This is a genomic window from Microbacterium pollutisoli (genome assembly GCF_053586795.1).
Genome location: NZ_JBNYWT010000003.1, coordinates 192,609 through 210,592, shown reverse-complemented (window position 1 = coordinate 210,592; position 17,984 = coordinate 192,609). Strand labels below are relative to the sequence as shown.

The following is a 17,984-nucleotide window of genomic DNA, read 5'->3' as shown; positions in this document are numbered from 1 at the left end:
GGAGCCGCTCACCGCCGCTCGCGGTGTCGCGCGCTTTCGCGGCTCAGCGGCACGGTGAAGGCGGCGGCCACCAGCAGCGCCGCACCGGCCCCGACGAGCACGCCGCCGGCGGTGTCGCTGGCCCAGTGGGCGTGCACGTGGGTGCGGCTGAAGGCCATCAGCAGCACCCAGGCGGCGCCGGCCAGTGCCACCCACAGGCGCGGGAACACCACGACCACGACCACCGCGAGGGTGGCCGCGTTGGCGGTGTGCCCGGACGGATACGAGCCGAAGTCCGACACCACGAGGATCTCCTCGGGCCGGGCGCGGCCGAAGATCTGCTTGAGCACCTGCACGCTCAGCGCGCTGAACGCCGACGCGGCCACGAGGTAGACGCCCGCCCACGGACGGCGCAGCACGATCAGCAGCACGAGCCCGCCCAGCGGGATCGCGAAGGTGGCGATCCATCCTCCGCCGGCCGCGTCCATGAACAGGCTCACCGGGCCGAGGCCGGGCGCCAGGGTCGCCACCAGGCCGTTCCACCACATGTCGAGGTCGCGGGGCTCGGCACCGGTGGCCACCACCAGTCCGAGCCCGGCCGCGAGCACGACGAGCACGGTGCCGATGACGACGCGCTGCAGCGCGATGGTGATCTCGTAGTCGGAGACGCGTCCGGTCATCGGTCCAGTGTGCCGCACGCCGCCGTCTGCGTCACCCGAACGTGCCGGGCGCGGTCAGACTGCGCAGATCGGCCGGATCGCGCAGCGGCGGGGTCTCCCACCGGTGAGACACGGTCCCGGCGGCACGGTCGAACCGCAGGTGGAGCCGGTGCGGGGTCTCGACGAACGCGACGTCGAGAACCAGTTCGTCGTCGCCGGTGAATCCGCCGCTGACGGCGACGGTCGGACCGTCGTCGTCCGTGACGGTCCATCCCGCCTCGCCCGTGAAGCGTGCCGTGATCTCCCCGGTGGAGCCGGGGAGGGTCAGCAGCCACGCGGCGCCGTCCCGGTCCAGCCGCACGACGGCCTCGGGGCGGTCCCGTGCGGGCCGCGCGCCCGCATCCCCGGCATCAGCGCGGACACCCGCGTCGGCGCGGGCGCCCGTGAACACCGCGCCGTCCCAGCGCGCGACCTCGACCTCCACCCGCGCCACCTCGCACTCCGGCAGCGTCGCCGCGGCCAGGCGCTCGGCCAGCGCGGCATCCGCCTGCGCCGAGCCGGAGCGACCGACCGCGGGCAGCAGGTGCCGCCAGACGGTGGCCAGCAGCGCCTGCATGTCGGTGGACTGTCCTTGATAGGCGACCACCAGGTCCTGCTCGGGCAGCACGAGGCACAGCTGCCCGAACGCGCCGTCGCCGCGGAAGCCGTGCCGCGACCGCCAGTGCTGGAGGCCGTAGCCGAACGACGATTCGGACAGACCCACCTCGGCGTCGGGTGCTGTGGCCACATGCACCGACGTCGCCTCGGTCACCCACTGCTCCGACAGCACCCGGGTCCGGTCCCACCGGCCGCGCCGCAGCAGCAGCAGACCGAGCCGGGCGATCGTGTCGGTGGTGACGTAGGCGCCTGAATAGCCGATGTTGCGGCCGGCGGGCCATTCCTCCCACGCGATCGGCCCCGCGCCGATCGGCCCGAGCACCCGCTCGCGCAGGAACTGGACGAGGGAGCGCCCGGTCAGCCGCTGCACGATCGCGGCGAGCGTGTAGGTCGCCGGCTGGTTGTACGCGAAGACGGTGCCCGGCTCCCGCTCGGGCGGGTTGAGCAGCAGGCCGCGCACCGGCTCGGCCGGGTCGGTGCCGAACGCGGCTTCGATCATCTCGCCGGTGTGACCGGTGGCCATCGACGCCACGTGCCGCACCCGCATCCGCCGCGACCGGTCGTCGGTGATGTCATCGGCGAACTCGGGAAAGTGCGAGATCACCGCGCTGTCGAGATCGAGCACGCCCTCGTCGACGAGCACTCCTGCCGCCGCCGACGTGAAGCTCTTGCTCAGCGAGTACACCAACTGCGGTCGGTCTGCCGTGTACGGCGCCCACCACCCCTGTGCGACGACGGCGCCGTGCCGCAGGATCATCAGTCCGTGCGGTTCCTGCGCCGGGTCATTTTCGAGAGCATCGATTAGGTCGAGGATGCCGGCGGCGTCCACCCCGGCATCCATCGGCGTCGTGGTGGGCAGCGCAAGACTCATAGCGCAACGTTATCGATCCGCCCGCCGCCACTCGTATCCGGGCGCGTAGACTTGCCGCATCCGCGCCCGCCGCGACGGGCACCCCGAGCCGAGATCAGCGCCATGACCCCGACCCCGTCCAGCAAGCGCTCCAGCGGCAACCCCGCAGCGCAAGCCAAGATCGAACTGACCGTCAAGCAGCAGCGGGAACAGCAGAAGCAGCAGAAGCTCGCCGAGTATCAGAAGCAGCTCGCCAAGCGTCGCCGTAGCAAGCTGACCTGGTGGATCGTCGGCGGCGCGGCAGCGCTCGTGGTCGTCGGCCTCGTCGTGGCCTCCCTCGTCCTCACCCCGCGCCCGGTGACACTCGACCGGGGCGACGGCGACGCGGCCGGCATCAGCGGCGTGGAGACGTTCTCCAACAGCGCCACCCATGTCGAGGGAGCGGTCGAGTATCCGCAGACCCCGCCCGCCGGCGGCGACCACAACGCCTATTGGCTCAACTGCGGCGTCTACAGCGAGCCGGTGCCGAACGAGAACGCCGTGCACTCTCTCGAGCACGGCGCCGTGTGGATCACCTACGACGCCGCCGCGGTCAGCGACGAAGACCTGGCCACGATCAAGGCGCAGCTGCCCTCGACGTACGTGATCCTCTCGCCGTACGAGGGGCTGGACGCGCCGATCGTGATGAGCGCGTGGAACGCCCAGCTGAAGCTGGAGTCGGCCGACGACCCCCGCATCGGCGAGTTCCTGTCCACCTTCTGGCGCAACGTGAACGCCCCCGAGCCGAACGCCGCGTGCACCGGAGCGATCGACGGACCCGGCAAGCAGTCGTGACGGCCTCCGCCGAGCGGGCCCGCGAACTGCCGCCCTGGTGGGCGGTGCTGCTGGTGGCCGTGGCCATCGCCGCGGTCGCGTTCGCGATCGGCAGGTTCTCTGCCTTCGGTCAGGTGGCGCCCGGCACGCCCGGCGACACCTCGCCCGAGGCGGGCTTCGCCCGCGACATGCAGGTGCATCACGCGCAGGCGATCGACATGGCGATGACGATCTTCCGTACGACCGACGACGACGAGGTGCGCGTGCTGGCGTACGACATCGCCACCGGCCAATCGGCGCAGAAGGGCGAGATGTTCGACTGGCTCGTCCAGTGGGGGCTGCCGCAGGCGGGCACACCGATGACGTGGATGAACGCGGCGGATGCCGGACACGCCCACGGCGGCTCGGATGCCCAGCCGCCGACGGACGAAGAGATGCGCGAGGCCATGGGCATGGCATCCCCCGCCGAGCTGACCGCGCTGGGCGAGGCCACCGGGACGGCGGCTGACTGCCTGTTCCTGAAGCTGATGATCCGCCACCACGAGGGCGCGATCCCGATGACCGACGCGGTGCTCGAGCTGGGCAGCGAGCCGCGCACCCTCGCAGTCGCCTCGGCGATGCGCTCGGCACAGCTGTTCGAGATCGACGCGATGCAGTCGGTGCAGGCGAGGCTCGCCTGCACCGACTGACCGCGGACTACTTCTGAGAGCCGGCCAGCAGCGCCTGCACGAAGTACCGCTGGAACGCGAAGAACACGATCAACGGCACGATCATCGACAGGAACGCGCCGGCGCTGAGCACGTCGATGTTCGAGCCGAACTGACGCAGCTGCGACTGGATCGCCACCGTCAGGGGCATCGACCCCGGGTTGGTGAAGATCAGCGCGACGAGCATGTCGTTCCAGGTCCACAGGAACTGGAAGATCGCCAGCGACGCGATCGCCGGCAACCCCAGGGGCAGCATCATCTGGAAGAAGATGCGCCATTCGCTCGACCCGTCGATCCGCGCCGCCTCGAGCAGCTCCCCCGGCACCTGCAGGAAGAAGTTGCGCAGCAGGAAGATCGCGAACGGCAGGCCGAACGCCGTGTGGAACAGGACCACGCCGAGCACCGACCCGAAGATGCCCAGCGCGCCGAACAGCGTCGCCAACGGGATCAGTGCCACCTGCACCGGCACCGCGAGCAGGATGATCACCACGATCAGCAGCCAGTCGCGGCCCCAGAACTCGGTCCACGCGAACGCATACGCGGCCAGCGCCCCGATGATGACCACGAGCACGGTGCTGGGCACCGCGATCATGATCGTGTTCCAGAACGATCCGGTGATCGTCGAGTTGGACAGCAGGTTGACGTAGTTCTGGATGGTCAGCTCGGCCGGCTTGGTGAACACCGTCCACCAGCCCGACGAGGCGTTGTCGCCGACCGTGCGCAGCGACATGATCAGCAGGCCCACCGTGGGCACGAGCCAGAAGATCGCCACGATCAGCAGGACGACGTTGACGATGCCCGACGAGATGACGCCGAGCACCCGCTGGGCGACGGTCTTCTTGCCCCGGACGATCCCGAGTTCCGCGGCGCTCATCGGCTGCGCTCCTCACGGAAGCGGCGGATGTTGATGATCATCGAGGGCAGCACGAGGATCAGCAGCAGGATGGCCAGGGCCGAGCCCAACCCGTAGTTGTTGCCACCGCCGAACGACACCGTCCACATCTCCACCGCGATCACGTTGGCCGCCGGTTTCGAGGCGCCGGGCGGTATGACGTACACGAGGTCGAAGATCTTCAGCACGTTGATGATCAGGGTCACCAGCACCACGACCAGCACCGGCGCCAGCAGGGGCGCGGTGATCTTGGTGAACACCTGCCACTCGTTCGCGCCGTCGACGCGGGACGCCTCCTGCAGCGACCGGTCCATGGCCGACAGGCCCGATGCGATCATGACCATGGCGAACCCGGCCCAGATCCAGATGTAGGACAGGATGATCACCGCGTTGATGAACGAGGCCGACAGCCACGACACGCCCTGGAAGCCGGCGTCGAAGTTGGCCGCCGGCAGGGCGACACGGTACGACTCCCCCGCCGTCAGGCCTTCGATCGTGAAGGTGCCGTCGGCGCCGGTGGTCGCGTACCCGTGTATCGACCCGTCCGGCGAGACGGCATCGACCCGGATGCCGGGCAGACCGCTCTTGCCGTCTTCGATCTCGCCGTTGGTGCCACCGCCACCGGTGATGAGATCGAGGAAGACCGTGCCGGTGATCTCGGTGTCGCCGGCGGCATCCGCCGCGACGGCCTGTGCCGCGTCGTCGGGCAGGTCGTCGGCGCGGATGCGGATCAGCGGGAAGTCGACCGTCGTGCCGGGACTGACGGTCTCCTCCGTGGCGATCACGCCGCCGTCGTCGATGATGCCGAACCCGTCGCGGGGCGCGCCGCCGGGATAGTTGGCGTCGTCGGTGAAGATGTTGTTTATGCCCACCAGGGTGGCGTTGACCACCCCGAGGTTCGGGTCTTCCTGGAACATGCCCCGGAAGATCACGCCGGCGGCGAGCATCGAGATCGCCATCGGCATGAAGATGATGAGCTTGAACGCCGTCTTCCATTTCAGCTTCTCGAGCAGCACCGCGAAGATCAGCCCGAGGATCGTGCACGCCGCCGGCGCCACGATCACCCACATGACGTTGTTGCGGATGGCGGTGAACGTGGTGTCGTTCGTGAACATCGTCACGTAGTTGTCCCACCCGACGAACTCGTCGCCGGCCCGGGAGAACAGCGACCGGATCGCCGTGTAGACGATCGGGTACACCACGAGCGCACCCAGGATGATCATCCCGGGTGCGAGGAAGGAGGCGATGAGCGCGAACTTGCGCCAGCCGCCCGACCCCCGCGGGCGCCGTGGGGCGCGCGCGGGGGCCGATTCGGCGGGGGCGTCAGCGACGGTCGTCACCGGTCACACTCAGTACGCAGCCGCCGCTGCGGCTTCCAGCCGCTCCATCGTGCCCTGGATGTCGTCCGGGTTCTGGTAGAAGGTGATCATCTCCTGCCAGAAGCCCTGCCCGGCCGTGCCGCCGAACGCGCTGGGCGTGAGGTCGGACATGTCGAACCGGAACTCCTCGGCGCTGACGAGCGCCTCGGCGATCTGCCGCGAGATGTCGTCGGGGTACAGCGAGGTGTCGACCGCGTTGTTGGGCGAGGTCAGGCCGCCGTTGGGCACCCACGCCTCGGCCGACGCGGGCGAGGCGAGGAACGCCATGAGCGCCGCGGTGGCCTCGTCATCGGTGAACTGCACCGCCACGTCGCCGCCGCCAACGACCGCCGGCGCCGACCCGTTGATGGACGGGAAGTTGTAGAACAGTGCGTTCTCGCCCACGACGGAGTTGCCGTCGTCGGCGATGTTGCCGGCCACGAAGTCGCCCTCGAAGACGGTGCCCGCCTCGGGGTTCGCGCCGAACACGGCCGTCACGCTCTCCGGGAACGTGCGCTGGTCACCGCCGGGCTGCAGCGCAGGGCTGGACCACAGCGTCGCCATCACCTCGAGCGCCTCCTGCACCGACGGGTCGGTCCACGGGATCTCGTGGTTGGTCAGCTGGTCGTACATGTCACCGCCCGCGGTGCGCAGGTAGACGTTCTCGAACCAGTCCGTCAGCGGCCAGCCGACGTCGGCGCCGACCGAGATGCCGGCGTACCCGGAGTCGTTGATCAGCTCGAGCTGCTCGAGGAACCCGTCCCAGTCCTCGGGCACGGTGGCCCCCGCCTGGGAGTAGATGTCGTTGTTGTACCAGACCGTGGACTTGTTCGCGGCCTTGAACCAGACGCCGTAGAGCTCACCGTCGACGGTGCCGAGATCGATCCAGCTCTGCGAGTAGTTGTCCGAGACGAGGCCTGCCGTGGTCTCGTCCAGCGGCAGGATGTCGCCATTGGTGGCGAGCGACTGCATGAGCGCGGGCTGACCCACCACGGCGACGTTCGGCGGTGTGCCACCGGCGAGCTGGCCCTGGATGTAGGTGGGGCCGTTGTCGCCGAAGCTCGTGTAGGTGACGGTCGCCCCCGTGGCCTCTTCGAACACGTCCAGCACGGCCTCGAAGTTGGCCTGCTCGGCGCCCGACCACGCGGCGACGACGCTCAGCTCCTGGCCGGAGAAGTCCTGCTCACTGCCGGGAACCTCTTCCTCGGGCGTCTCCCCGTCGCCGGCGGAGCAGCCGACGGCGACCAATCCGATCGTGCCGAGGACCGCCAGTGCGGCCAGTCGATTCCTGCGGTGTCCCATAGTCATCTCAGATCCTCCCTGATCGCTGGCGGCAATCACCAGATCGCGGTGATGCTCAACCAGAGCGCGGTGATGCTCACGCTATCGACCTGTACGGACAGGCAGAAGAGGGTTTCCCGGATCGTTACCTGTCGCTAGAGTTCCCCCACACAGCCCCCGCGAACGCGGGCGTCCGGTCAGAACGCCACGATCTCCCGGAACAGCGCCGCCTCCCACGCGGCGCGCTCGGCGATCCCGGCGATGCCGCCCACGACGCGGAACCGCTCGGCACCGCGGGTCACGGTGTCGAAGCGGGCGGGCGGCAGCGGGGTGGCATCCGGGCCGGTCACGATCTCCTCGAGCACCCGTGTGAAGGCCCCCGTCGCCGCCAACGGCACCGCCGGGCCCACGCCGTCGCGCGCGTGCGCGCACAGCTGTGCGAGCAGCCCCGCACGGGCGAAGGAGAAGGTCTGCGGCAGCACCGCACCGGCACGGAAGACCTGCAGGAGATCCAACGTGTAGAAGTAGACCAGGTGTCCGCGCGTGCCCCGCACCAGCACATACGGCTCGTGCCGCCGGTCGCCCGTGGTCGCCAGCGCGGCGACGAGGGTCGTGCCGTCGCGCAGGCGCAGGCGCAGGGACGACGTGTCGTCGGTGGCGATGTCGTTCGCCCGGTACATGTCCAGCTCGACGGATGCCACGTCCGCCGGCTCGCGGGCCCCGGCCACGGCCAGCGCGGTGGCCACGGCGTGGGCGAGCGGGTTGGTGACGGCGCCGTCGGCGATCACCTGCCCGTCGCGGTGCCGGTACCCCGCCCAGTCCGACCGTCGCCAGTACTGCTCCGACCGCTCCCACACCCCGACGGCGCCGATGTGGCGGATCTCGCCGAGGGAGGCCGCGGCGTCGATCGTCGCGGCGACCCCGGCACTGGCCAGGGATTGGAATCCGACCTGCACCACCCGGCCCGTCGCCTCCTCGACCGCGCGCAGCCGGGCGTGCTCGGCGGTCGAGGTCACCGGCGGCTTCTCGAGCAGGACGTGCGCCCCGCGGCGCAGCGCCGCCTCGGCCAGCGCGGCGTGGGTGGGGATGGGCGTGGAGAGCACGACGATGTCGAGATCCTCCCGCGCGATCATGTCGGCCGCGTCGCGGTGATGGGCGACACCATCGGGCACCACGCCGGGCCCCTGCGGGTCGGCGACGGCCACGACGTGTCCCGTACCGGCATCCGCCAGGGCCAGCGCCGCCTCGACGTGTCCGCGGCCGTGGCCGTGCACGCCGGCCAGCCCGATACGCACCCTCACATGCCCGCCTGTTCGCGCAGGGCGGGCAGCACGTCCTCGACGGCGGCCGCGTCGGCGAGCGTCCGGTCGAGCACGAACGCGGTCAGCTCCAGGTCGAGCTCCCCGCCCTCGACGAGGTGACGCGGCTGGTCCCACGCCACCGAGGGACCCGCGCCGATGTACTCGGCGAACCGGACGAACCAGGGCAGCTGCTCGGTGCCGCCCTGCTGAAGGATCACCGTCGTGTCCCGCTCGGGGAAGGTGAAGGCGAGCCACGGCGTGCGGGCGCCGTGCACGGCCTTCTCGGTGGCGCCGGCGGGGCTGAACACGCGCGCGATGTCGGGCGCGAACCGCCAGAACACACCGCCGTACCCGGCACCGGTGCGCCCGTTGGTGGCCGGCGACCCAAAGGTGATGGCATCCATCGTCGCCTTGAGGTGGCTGCGCCACGTCAGCGACCAGCCGTCGTCGAGCTCGGCCGTGCGCAGCTCGCGCACCTCGACCAGCTGCGTCGTCCCGTGGTGGTCGACCCAGCTGAGCCGTTCGTGCAGCCGATGCCCGTCGATGCGCAGATCGTCCCGCCGCTGGCGTCCGTGGTTGGCCACCATGACCGAACCCTCGCCGCGCACGCACGTGCGGCCGCCCCAGTAGGACGTGCCGTTCACGTCGGCGATCGCCAGGCTCACGCCGAGGTGGTGCGGGTGGTCGGTGGGCTGGGTGACCGTCAGCGGGGTGCCCGCACGGGAGACGACCGCATCCAGGTACGGTCGCGGCGACAGCACGGCGTCGGCCGCGGCGCCGTCCTGGTACTGGGCCACGACGGTGCGGCCCAGCCGCAGCACCGGCCGGGCCGGTCCCAGCCAGCCGCTGGCCTCGGTGGCCGGTCCGGTGCTGTCGCGCGCGACGAGCGTGGGGCGGTAGAACAGGCCGGGGGCCGGGTCGAGACCGTCGATGACGTCGCGCAGCCGCAGCCACGCCTGCCGGCCGATCTCGGTGCGCGGCACCGTCATGCTCGTCAGGGGCGGCGCGGCGAACCGGGCCTGCGGGATGTCGTCGATGCCGGCGATCGACAGCGCGTCCGGCACCGGCACGCCCACTTCCCGTAGCCGCGAGATCATGCCGAGGGCGACGAGGTCGTTGAAGGCGATCGCGCCGGTGGCCCCGGTCTCGAGCACCGTGTCGGCGGCGTCGTAGCCGGATTCCATGCCGGAGCCGGCCGGCACCGAGATCACCTCGACGTCGGGGTGGGCGCGGGTGAACTCCGCCAGGCCCTGCAGCCGCAGCTCGTTGGCGTAGCTGTCGGCCGGGCCCGCGACGTAGGCGATCCGGCGATGGCCGAACCCGACGAGGTGCTCGGCCAGTTCGCGTGCCGCCGACACGTAGTCGACGGAGAGCTGGGCGCCCCCGGCATCCATCGACCGTCGGTTCACGATGACGACGGGGGCGGCGCGCTGTGCCAGCTCGGCCAGCTCGGCATCCGGCATCCGCGGCGAGACGAGCACGAGCGCGTCGCACTTGCTGCGCGCCTCGAGCGCGATCTCCGACTCGATCTCGGCGGCCTCCGCGCTGTCGGCGACCAGCACCCGGTAGCCGTCCTTCGCGGCGGCGACGGTGAGCCCCTTGAGCACCCCTTGGAACATCGGGTTCTCCAGGTCGGGCACCAGGAGCGCGATGGTGTGGCTGCGTCCGCGGACGAGGCTGCGGGCCGCTTCGCTCGGCGAGTAGTTCAGCGCGGCGACGGCGCGGTTCACCTTGGCCACGATGCCGGGATCGACGCTGGTCACGCCGTTGAGCACCCGCGAGACCGAAGCCTGCGACACACCGGCGTAGCGCGCGACCTGCGCCATCGTGATCGGACGGACGTCGACCAACGCGAGCCTCCCCTGTTTGAGAATCCGACAGTACTCGCCGCGAGCGCGGCAGGTGACCACGCGGGGCCGGATCCCTCATCACGTCGATCCGACCCCGCGGGGCGGGGGAGCAGGGCGGGCGGCCACACGGACGACGCCGTCCGCCCTGCTCGGTCTGAGCGGCGCCTACAGCGCCGCGTCGTCGAGAGCCTGCTGGAGGTCCTTGATGAAGCTCTCCGCAGCCTCGTCGGGAGTGAGCTCACCGAAGAGCACCTGCTGGGTGTGCTGCTCGACGACCGTCTCGATCGCCCCGCCCCCGGGCGGGGTCGCCGGCGGGGCATCGCCCACCCGCGGCGCGATCAGATCGAGGAACTCGACGACCTGCTGGTTGTCGGCGTCGAGCTTGGGCGTGATGTACGCCCGGATCTTCTCGTTGGCCGGCACACCGCGCTCGGCCAGCAGCAGGTCGGCGGCCGCCTCGCTGTTGGCGAGGAAGTCGAGGAACAGCGCCACCTCGGCGGGATGCTCGGTCTTCGCCGAGGCCGACCAGAACATCGACGGCTTGTAGTAGGCGGTGGGTGCGGCGCCCGCGTCGGGCGTGGGCACCCGCAGCGGCACCAGGTTCTGACCGCTGGCCTCGCGCAACGCCGACACCTGGTTGGACCACCACGGCCCGAACGCGGACGCGTTGGTCGCCGTGAACGACTCCGCCAGGCCCGCCGACTCGCGCTCGATCGTCGCGGACGGCTCGGGGGCGCCGCCGGCCTCGGTGATCTCGAGAAGGAACTGCCACCACGACGCCAGGGCCTCGGGCGAAGCGGCGACGGTGGGTGAGCCGTCCTCGGCGTACAGCGACTCCCCCTGCTGGCGCAGCCAGTTGTTCAGGCCGCCGTCTTCGAAGCCCCACGACTGCGTGCCGACGACGTCACCGCCGCCGGCCTCGCTGACGGCCACGGCGATGTCCTTGAGGTCCTCCCACGACCAGGTCTCGTCGTCCGGAGCCTCGATGCCGAGGCTCTCGAGGAGGTCCAGGTTGGCCATGATCGTGTAGCTGTTGACGCCGACCGGGATGCCGTACTGCACCCCGTCGAGTGCTCCGGTGCCCAGCGTCGCGTCGGGGAAATCGCCGGTGGGCAGCGCGTCGCCGAGCGTGCCGAGGTCGAGCAGCACGCCATTGGCCGCGTACGTGGACAGCTGCTTCTCGTCCATCTGGATGATGTCCGGGGTGTCGCCGGCGGCCACGGTGGTCGACAGTTTGTCCCAGTAGCCCGACCAGTCGGTGTACTGCGGCTCGATGGTGATGTTGTCGTGCTCGGCCTCGAAGGCGTCGATGAGCTGCTGCGTGATCTCGTGGCGGACATCGTTGCCCCACCACGTGAAGGTCAGCTCGACCGGTTCGTCCGACAGCTCGGGCTCATCGGTCCCGCCGGGCCCGGCGCAGGCGGACAGGGCCAGCGTCGTCGCTGTGCCGACCGCGGCCAGCGCCAGCAGGCGGCGTGCGGTTGAGGTGCGTCGCATGTCTTGCGTCCTTTCGACATTCGTCGGTTCGGGTGCCTGTGATGAGGACGGGTCCGGCGGACCCGTGAGTCGTGCGTGACGGTTCGTCACTTGATTCCCGTCGTCGCGATGCCCTTGATGAGGAACCGCTGTCCGAACAGGAAGATCAGGAAGATCGGGACGAGCGAGACGACGCTCATCGCGAACATCTCCGCATAGTTGGTCGCGCTCTGTGCGTCTTCGAACGCGCGCAGGGCCAGGGGCACGGTGTACAGCTCCGGCTTGGTCAGGTAGATCAACTGCGAGAAGAAGTCGTTCCAGGTCCAGATGAACGTGAAGATGGCGGTCGTCGCCAGCGCGGGGACCATGAGCGGCAGGATCACCTGGCCGAAGATGCGCGGGTGGCCGGCCCCGTCGATGCGGGCGGCCTCGTCGAGGTCGCGCGGGATGCCGCGGATGAACTGGACCATGAGGAAGACGAAGAACGCGTCGGTGGCCAGCAGCTTCGGCACGATCAGCGGCAGGAAGGTGTTCACCCAGCCCAGCTGCGAGAACAGCACGTACTGCGGGACGATGATCACGTGGATCGGGAGCATGATGCTCAGGAGCATGATGCCGAAGAAGATCCGCTTGCCGGTGAACTCGAGCCGCGCGAACGCGTAGGCCGCCATGGCGCACGAGACGAGGTTGCCGACGATCGAGCCGAACACGATGATCGCCGAGTTCCACAGGTAGGTGTTGAACGGGTACGACAGGGCCGTCCAGCCGTTGGTGTAGTTGGCGATCTCGAGGCTGTCGAGCACGATGCCGGGTTCGCGGAAGATCAGCTCGTTGGGTCGCAGGGAGCTCACGACCATCCAGATCACCGGGTAGAGCATCACGACCGCCATCGCGATGAGGATGACGTGGCGGAGGATGCTGGTCACCGGTTTGCGGAACGGGTCGAGGCGCCGGCGCCGCCCGGGCGAGCCGGTGACGATCGCGCGCGTCGCGGCGCCGTCGGTGAGGTGTCCTGTCACGGGAGCGTCGTCAATCTTCGTCATCGTAGAAAACCCAGTACTTGGAGGACCAGAAGGCGAGTGCGGTCAGCACCGCGACGATCACCAGCAGCAGCCAGGCCATCGCCGAGGCGTAGCCCATGTTCAGGTTCGCGAAGCCCTGCTGGTAGAGGTACAGCGTGAAGAACAGCGTCGAGTCGACGGGGCCGCCCGAACCGCCCGAGACGATGAACGCCTGCGTGAACGACTGGAAGGCGCCGATGACCTGCAGCACGAGGTTGAAGAAGATGATCGGCGTGAGCAGCGGGATGGTGATGCGCCACAGCTGGTGCCAGCGAGTCGCGCCGTCGACCTGCGCCGCCTCGTAGTACATCGTCGGGATCTGCCGCAGCCCCGCCAGGAAGATGATCATGGGCGATCCGAACGTCCACACGTTGAGGATCATGAGCGTGCCCAGTGCCGTGTCCGGGCTGGAGATCCAGCCCTGGCCTTCGATGCCGAACAGCGCGAGCACCTGGTTGATGAGCCCGTCGACGCCGAAGATCTGCCGCCAGAGGATCGCGATGGCGACGCTCGAGCCCAGCAGCGACGGCAGGTAGAACGCGGAGCGGTAGAACGCGAGGCCGCGCAGTCCGCGGTCGAGCACGATCGCCAGCAGCAGGGCGACCGCCAGCTGCAGCGGCACCGAGAAGAAGACGTATTGGAAGGTCACCCGCAGGGACGTGTGCAGGCGCTCGTCCTCCCACATCCGGGCCCAGTTGTCGATTCCGATGAACCGCGGCGGGCTCAGCAGGTTGTACCGCGTGAACGACAGGACCATGGACGCGATCATCGGGCCGATGGTGACCAGGGCCAGGCCGATGAACCACGGCAGCAGGAAGCCGAACGCGACCTTGTTCTGCTTCTTCCCCGTCGCCTGGGACGACTTGAGCTTGCCCAGTTCGCTCAGGGCGCTCACGAGGCTGCTCCCCTCGCGCGGTGCGTCTGTGCCACCGACTCCTCCGGTCTTCGTCGATCCGAGAATGCGCTTTCTGGAATGCGCTTACCCATTCCTACCGGAACCGCTCGGGATGCGCAAGAGGCATGGAGAAATCGGGCATCTTCGACGAATCTCGGTCCGGAATGCGCAGTCTCGACGCGGATGCTGCACGCACGACAAAGGCCCCCGGGATCTCCCGGGGGCCTGCGTCGCTGTGAAGCGGTCTTACTTGAGGGTCACCGAAGCGCCGGCCTCTTCCAGAGCGGCCTTGGCCTTCTCGGCGGTCTCCTTGTTGGCACCCTCCAGGACGGCCTTGGGGGCACCGTCGACGACGGCCTTGGCCTCGCCGAGGCCGAGCGAGGTGAGCTCGCGGACGACCTTGATGACCTGGATCTTCTTGTCACCGGCGGCCTCGAGGACGACGTCGAACGAGTCCTTCTCCTCCTCGGCGGCGGCGTCGCCGGCACCACCGGCGGGGGCACCCGCGGCGGCGACCGCGACGGGCGCGGCGGCGGTGACGTCGAAGGTCTCCTCGAACGCCTTCACGAACTCGGACAGCTCGATGAGCGTCAGCTCCTTGAACGCGTCGAGCAGCTCCTCAGTGCTGAGCTTTGCCATGATGATTCTCCTTGATTGGGGTTGTGCTATGCCGGGGCCCGATGTCAGGCCGCGGACTCCTGCTTCTCACGCAGCGCGTCGACCGTGCGGACGGCCTTCGACGGAAGCGCGTTGAAGACGAATGCCGCCTTGGTCATCGAGGCCTTCATCGCACCGGCGAGCTTCGCCAGCAGGACTTCACGGCTCTCGAGGTCGGCGAGCTTGTTCACCTCGGCGGGCGAGAGCGGGGCACCGTCGAAGTACCCGCCCTTGATCACCAGCAGAGGGTTAGCCTTGGCGAAGGCACGCAGCCCCTTCGCGACGGCGACCGGGTCACCGTGTACGAAGGCGATCGCCGACGGCCCCTTGAGGTCGTCATCGAGGCCCTTGACCCCGGCCTTTTCGGCCGCGATCTTGGTCAGCGTGTTCTTCACCACGGCGTATTCCGCGTCCTGACGAATGCTGTTGCGCAGCTCCTTGAGCTGGGCAACCGTCAGACCGCGGTACTCGGTCAGCAGAACGGCGGTCGAGTCCTCGAAGTTCTTCGTGAGCTCGGCGACCGTTGCGTCCTTCTGCGCCATGGCCACTCCTTGTGTATACGTGACGCTCCGCAGTGGCGGGGCGCCGGCCTCGACCGCCCCCGGCACAGAAAAAAGCTCCGGCGCAAGCGCACGGAGCTTCGGCCCGGATCTCCCGGAAGTCTGTCTGTGTCACCTGCGCGGGCCCCTGCGGTGCAGAGCTTCGTCGATGTCCGCTTACGCGCACACCGAGACCGGCGGTCTTTGGCTTCCCCCAGTGTACGGGATGCCGGAGATCCCCCCAAATCGTGGTCCACGTCGGCACGATCGGCCGGGGCGGGTGTCGCGGCTCGGGTCTGCGCACGCGCGGGTTAGCCTCGATGGGTGACCCCCGAACTGGCTGCGCGCATCATCGCCGACTCGCGCGACCGCGTCGGGTGGATCCGGGCCCGCTCGCGCGGCATCACCGCCACCGACGTGGCCGGGCTCACGAGCGAGAAGGCCATCGCCCGTGCGGCGGACGCGAAGCTGGGCGGCTCCGGCTTCTCGGGCAACGCGTACACCGATCACGGCCGTCGCCGCGAACCGGAGATCGCGGCGTGGGTCGCCGCCACCCACGGCATCCAGCCGTCGTCGGCGCTGTTCCATGCGGTGATCGAGACGCGGCACCTCGCCACGCCCGACGGGGTCGCGGTCGATGCCGACGGCCGCATCACGCTCGCCGAGATCAAGACCACCAACAAGACCTGGCGGTCCATCCCCCGCAACTACCTGCGGCAGGTCTGGTGGCAGCAGCACGTGCTCGGCGCCGAACGCACACTCGTCGTGTGGGAGCAGCACGAGGACTTCGTGCCCGTGGGCGACGAGCCCCGCTGCGCCTGGGTCGACCGCGACGAACGCGAGATCCGCAGACTCGTGAACCTGGCCACCGACCTGATCGATGAACTCTACCGGCGGACCCAATTGCGCCGGCGCACACAGTCCCCACCGGCACCGGAACCGGCCCGCCAGCCCTTCCGCGCGCTCGCACTGGCGGACTGACGCGCAGGCGTAACACATCCGAAACCGGAAATCGGGTTGACTGGATCGGGCCCGGGCACCCCGCCGGGGGCGAAGGAGGTCACCATGCGCTTTCGGCCGCTGCATCCGTCGTCCGCTCCCCCGACCGTGCCGGTCAGCCCGCCGCCGCCGACCATGCGTGCGATGGTGTTCGACGAGCCCGGCGCCCCGGAGGTGCTGCGCGACGCGGAGGTGCCCACCCCGTCGCCGGTGCTGAGCGAACTGCTCGTGCGCGTGGTGGCCGCCGGCATCAACCCGATCGACGCCAAGACGCGCGCCGGACGCGGCGTGGCCGGCGCGATCGAGCGCTTCCCGAGCACGCTCGGGTTCGACTTCAGCGGCGTCGTCGTCCAGGCGCCCGACGAGTCGCATCACCTGCCGGCCGGCACCGAGGTGTACGGGATGGTCCCGTTCCCCCGCACCGGTGGCACGTACGCAGAGTACGTGGTCGTTCCCACCCTGTCGGTGGCCCGCAAGCCGCAATCCCTCTCGCATGCCGAGGCGGCCGCCGTCCCGCTGGCCGCCCTCACCGCCTGGGGGCTGGTCGTCGAGACCGCGCATGCGCATGAGGGTCAGCGGATCCTCATCCACGCGGGGGCCGGCGGCGTCGGGCACTTCGCGGTGCAACTGGCGGCGTACTTCGGTGCGCACGTGATCGCGACCGGATCGGCGCGCAACGGAGAGTGGCTGCGCGAGCTCGGGGCACGTGAGGTCATCGACTATCAGGCGACGCGCTTCGAAGATACGGTGCAGGAGGTGGACGTCGTCATCGACCTGGTCGGCAACGTGCACGACGACACCGGGTCGCGTTCGCTGCGGGTGCTGCGCCCGGGCGGCCTGTACATCATGGTGCCGACCGGCGCGTTCCCCGAGTATGCGGCCGAGGCCGCGGCGGCCGGCGTGCGGGCGACGCAGCACAAGGTCGTCCCCGACGGTACGGCTCTGGCCACCCTCACCCGGCTGCTCGACGCGGGCATGATCCGGGTCTACGTCGACGAGGTGTTCGACCTGTCCGCCGCCCCGGCGGCGCACGCCGCGCTCGAACGCGGTCACACCCGCGGCAAGATCGTGCTGCAGGTCCGGGCCGGCTGAGTCGCCTCCGGCGCGGATTCGGCGGTCACTTCCGGCGCAGGGCGGTGCGCGCCTCGGTGGCGATCTCGGCGGCTACGCGGTCGATGAGCTCGGAGCGGAGGTTCCACTGCTGCCAGTAATGGGGCACCCGGACGGTCTCCCCCGGCATCCGCACCAGGGACCCGTCGGCGAGACCGGTTTCGGCCTGCAGTGCCGGCAGCAGCGCCCAGCCCATGCCGAGGCGCACCGCCTGGGCGAAGTCGTGCGAGGCGGGCACGTAGTGGCGGGGCACGTCCTGCGCGGCGACGCCCCACGTGCCGAGCCACTGATGCTGCAGCTCGTCCCGCCGGTCGAAGTCGACGAACGGCGCCACCGCGAGCGCGTCGGCGTGCACGCCGTCGGCGAAGTGGCGGGCGAGGTAGCCGGGGGCGGCCACCGGCAGATACTCCATGATCCCCAGCGGGGTCACAGTGCACCCGGCGACCGGGATGTGGTCGCTCGTGACAGCGGCCATGACCGTGCCCGACTCGAGCAAGGCGGTGGTCACGCTCTGGTCGTCACGGTGCAGGTCGAAGTCGATCGGCCACCGGCGGCTCAGCCGCGCGAGCGGCGGCAGGAACCAGGTCGCCATCGAGTCGGCGTTGACGGCCAGTGGGACGCGGACCCGCGCCGACTCGTCGACGCCGAACGCGGCGAGCGCTTCGTGCTCGAGCAGCCGGATCTGACGTGCCAGGCGGACGACGGCTTCTCCGGCCGGTGTGGGCCGCACCGGTCGCGAGCGCACGACCAGGACACGACCGAGCTGGTGCTCGAGCGCCTTCAGCCGCTGGCTCACCGCGGACGGCGTGATCCGCAGCCGGCGGGCGGCCGCATCGAGCGTCCCCTCGTCGACGACGGCGGCGACCGTGGCTGCCAGCTCCGGGTCGATCCTCATCCGAG

Annotated in this window: 17 protein-coding genes; 4 read left to right on the top strand and 13 right to left on the bottom strand. The window is 69.9% G+C overall.

The window, feature by feature from the left end:
* Positions 1-8 precede the first annotated feature (8 nt).
* Positions 9-659, bottom strand: a complete 651-nt coding sequence (locus tag ACQ143_RS08905) for a phosphatase PAP2 family protein (protein WP_449570334.1) — start codon at positions 657-659, stop codon at positions 9-11.
* A gap of 31 nt (positions 660-690) precedes the next feature.
* Positions 691-2,166, bottom strand: coding sequence for a serine hydrolase domain-containing protein (locus ACQ143_RS08900; RefSeq protein WP_449570333.1), 1,476 nt, complete (start codon positions 2,164-2,166; stop codon positions 691-693).
* A 102-nt stretch (positions 2,167-2,268) separates the two neighbouring features.
* Here ACQ143_RS08900 and ACQ143_RS08895 point away from each other — a divergent pair, with 102 nt between their 5' ends.
* Together ACQ143_RS08895 and ACQ143_RS08890 are read left to right on the top strand one after the other, a co-directional pair.
* Positions 2,269-2,979: a DUF3105 domain-containing protein gene (locus ACQ143_RS08895; protein ID WP_449570332.1), complete on the top strand. Its 711-nt coding sequence runs from the start codon at positions 2,269-2,271 to the stop codon at positions 2,977-2,979.
* Positions 2,976-3,647: a DUF305 domain-containing protein gene (locus ACQ143_RS08890; RefSeq protein ID WP_449570331.1), complete on the top strand. Its 672-nt coding sequence runs from the start codon at positions 2,976-2,978 to the stop codon at positions 3,645-3,647. Before ACQ143_RS08895 ends, ACQ143_RS08890 begins: the two co-directional genes overlap by 4 nt.
* 7 nt (positions 3,648-3,654) lie before the next feature.
* On the opposite strand, the gene ACQ143_RS08885 is transcribed toward ACQ143_RS08890, so the two are convergent.
* The 10 genes from ACQ143_RS08885 to rplJ form a co-directional block, all read right to left on the bottom strand.
* Complete coding sequence (locus ACQ143_RS08885) at positions 3,655-4,539, bottom strand: carbohydrate ABC transporter permease (RefSeq protein WP_449570330.1); 885 nt, start codon at positions 4,537-4,539, stop codon at positions 3,655-3,657.
* Positions 4,536-5,897, bottom strand: coding sequence for an ABC transporter permease subunit (locus ACQ143_RS08880; RefSeq protein WP_449570329.1), 1,362 nt, complete (start codon positions 5,895-5,897; stop codon positions 4,536-4,538). Before ACQ143_RS08880 ends, ACQ143_RS08885 begins: the two co-directional genes overlap by 4 nt.
* A 9-nt stretch (positions 5,898-5,906) precedes the next feature.
* Positions 5,907-7,223 (bottom strand): ABC transporter substrate-binding protein, encoded by a 1,317-nt coding sequence (locus tag ACQ143_RS08875; protein ID WP_449570328.1) that lies wholly within the window; start codon positions 7,221-7,223, stop codon positions 5,907-5,909.
* Positions 7,224-7,393: 170 nt separating this feature from the next.
* Positions 7,394-8,497: a Gfo/Idh/MocA family protein gene (locus ACQ143_RS08870; RefSeq protein WP_449570327.1), complete on the bottom strand. Its 1,104-nt coding sequence runs from the start codon at positions 8,495-8,497 to the stop codon at positions 7,394-7,396.
* Entirely contained in the window at positions 8,494-10,347 is a 1,854-nt protein-coding gene (locus ACQ143_RS08865; protein ID WP_449570326.1) for a DUF6807 family protein, read from the bottom strand. The genes ACQ143_RS08870 and ACQ143_RS08865 overlap by 4 nt, the downstream gene beginning before the upstream one ends.
* Positions 10,348-10,512: 165 nt before the next feature.
* A complete protein-coding gene (locus ACQ143_RS08860; RefSeq protein ID WP_449570325.1) occupies positions 10,513-11,844 on the bottom strand; it encodes an ABC transporter substrate-binding protein in 1,332 nt (443 codons plus the stop codon).
* A gap of 86 nt (positions 11,845-11,930) precedes the next feature.
* Positions 11,931-12,866, bottom strand: coding sequence for a carbohydrate ABC transporter permease (locus ACQ143_RS08855; RefSeq protein ID WP_449570324.1), 936 nt, complete (start codon positions 12,864-12,866; stop codon positions 11,931-11,933).
* Positions 12,853-13,779 carry a carbohydrate ABC transporter permease gene (locus tag ACQ143_RS08850; RefSeq protein WP_449570323.1) on the bottom strand — a complete coding sequence of 309 codons (927 nt, stop codon included), beginning with the start codon at positions 13,777-13,779 and terminating at the stop codon, positions 12,853-12,855. Before ACQ143_RS08850 ends, ACQ143_RS08855 begins: the two co-directional genes overlap by 14 nt.
* A 246-nt stretch (positions 13,780-14,025) precedes the next feature.
* Entirely contained in the window at positions 14,026-14,418 is a 393-nt protein-coding gene (rplL, locus tag ACQ143_RS08845) for a 50S ribosomal protein L7/L12 (protein WP_067162486.1), read from the bottom strand.
* 44 nt (positions 14,419-14,462) lie between these two features.
* On the bottom strand, positions 14,463-14,978 hold the full coding sequence (rplJ, locus tag ACQ143_RS08840) for a 50S ribosomal protein L10 (protein WP_449570322.1): 516 nt from the start codon (positions 14,976-14,978) through the stop codon (positions 14,463-14,465).
* 321 nt (positions 14,979-15,299) lie between these two features.
* Here rplJ and ACQ143_RS08835 point away from each other — a divergent pair, with 321 nt between their 5' ends.
* Both ACQ143_RS08835 and ACQ143_RS08830 read left to right on the top strand, forming a co-directional pair.
* Positions 15,300-15,956, top strand: coding sequence for a YqaJ viral recombinase family protein (locus ACQ143_RS08835; RefSeq protein WP_449570321.1), 657 nt, complete (start codon positions 15,300-15,302; stop codon positions 15,954-15,956).
* 84 nt (positions 15,957-16,040) lie between these two features.
* Entirely contained in the window at positions 16,041-17,066 is a 1,026-nt protein-coding gene (locus ACQ143_RS08830; protein ID WP_449570320.1) for an NADP-dependent oxidoreductase, read from the top strand.
* A 25-nt stretch (positions 17,067-17,091) separates the two neighbouring features.
* Here ACQ143_RS08830 and ACQ143_RS08825 read toward each other — a convergent pair whose 3' ends face one another.
* Positions 17,092-17,979, bottom strand: coding sequence for a LysR family transcriptional regulator ArgP (locus ACQ143_RS08825; RefSeq protein ID WP_449570319.1), 888 nt, complete (start codon positions 17,977-17,979; stop codon positions 17,092-17,094).
* Positions 17,980-17,984 lie beyond the last annotated feature (5 nt).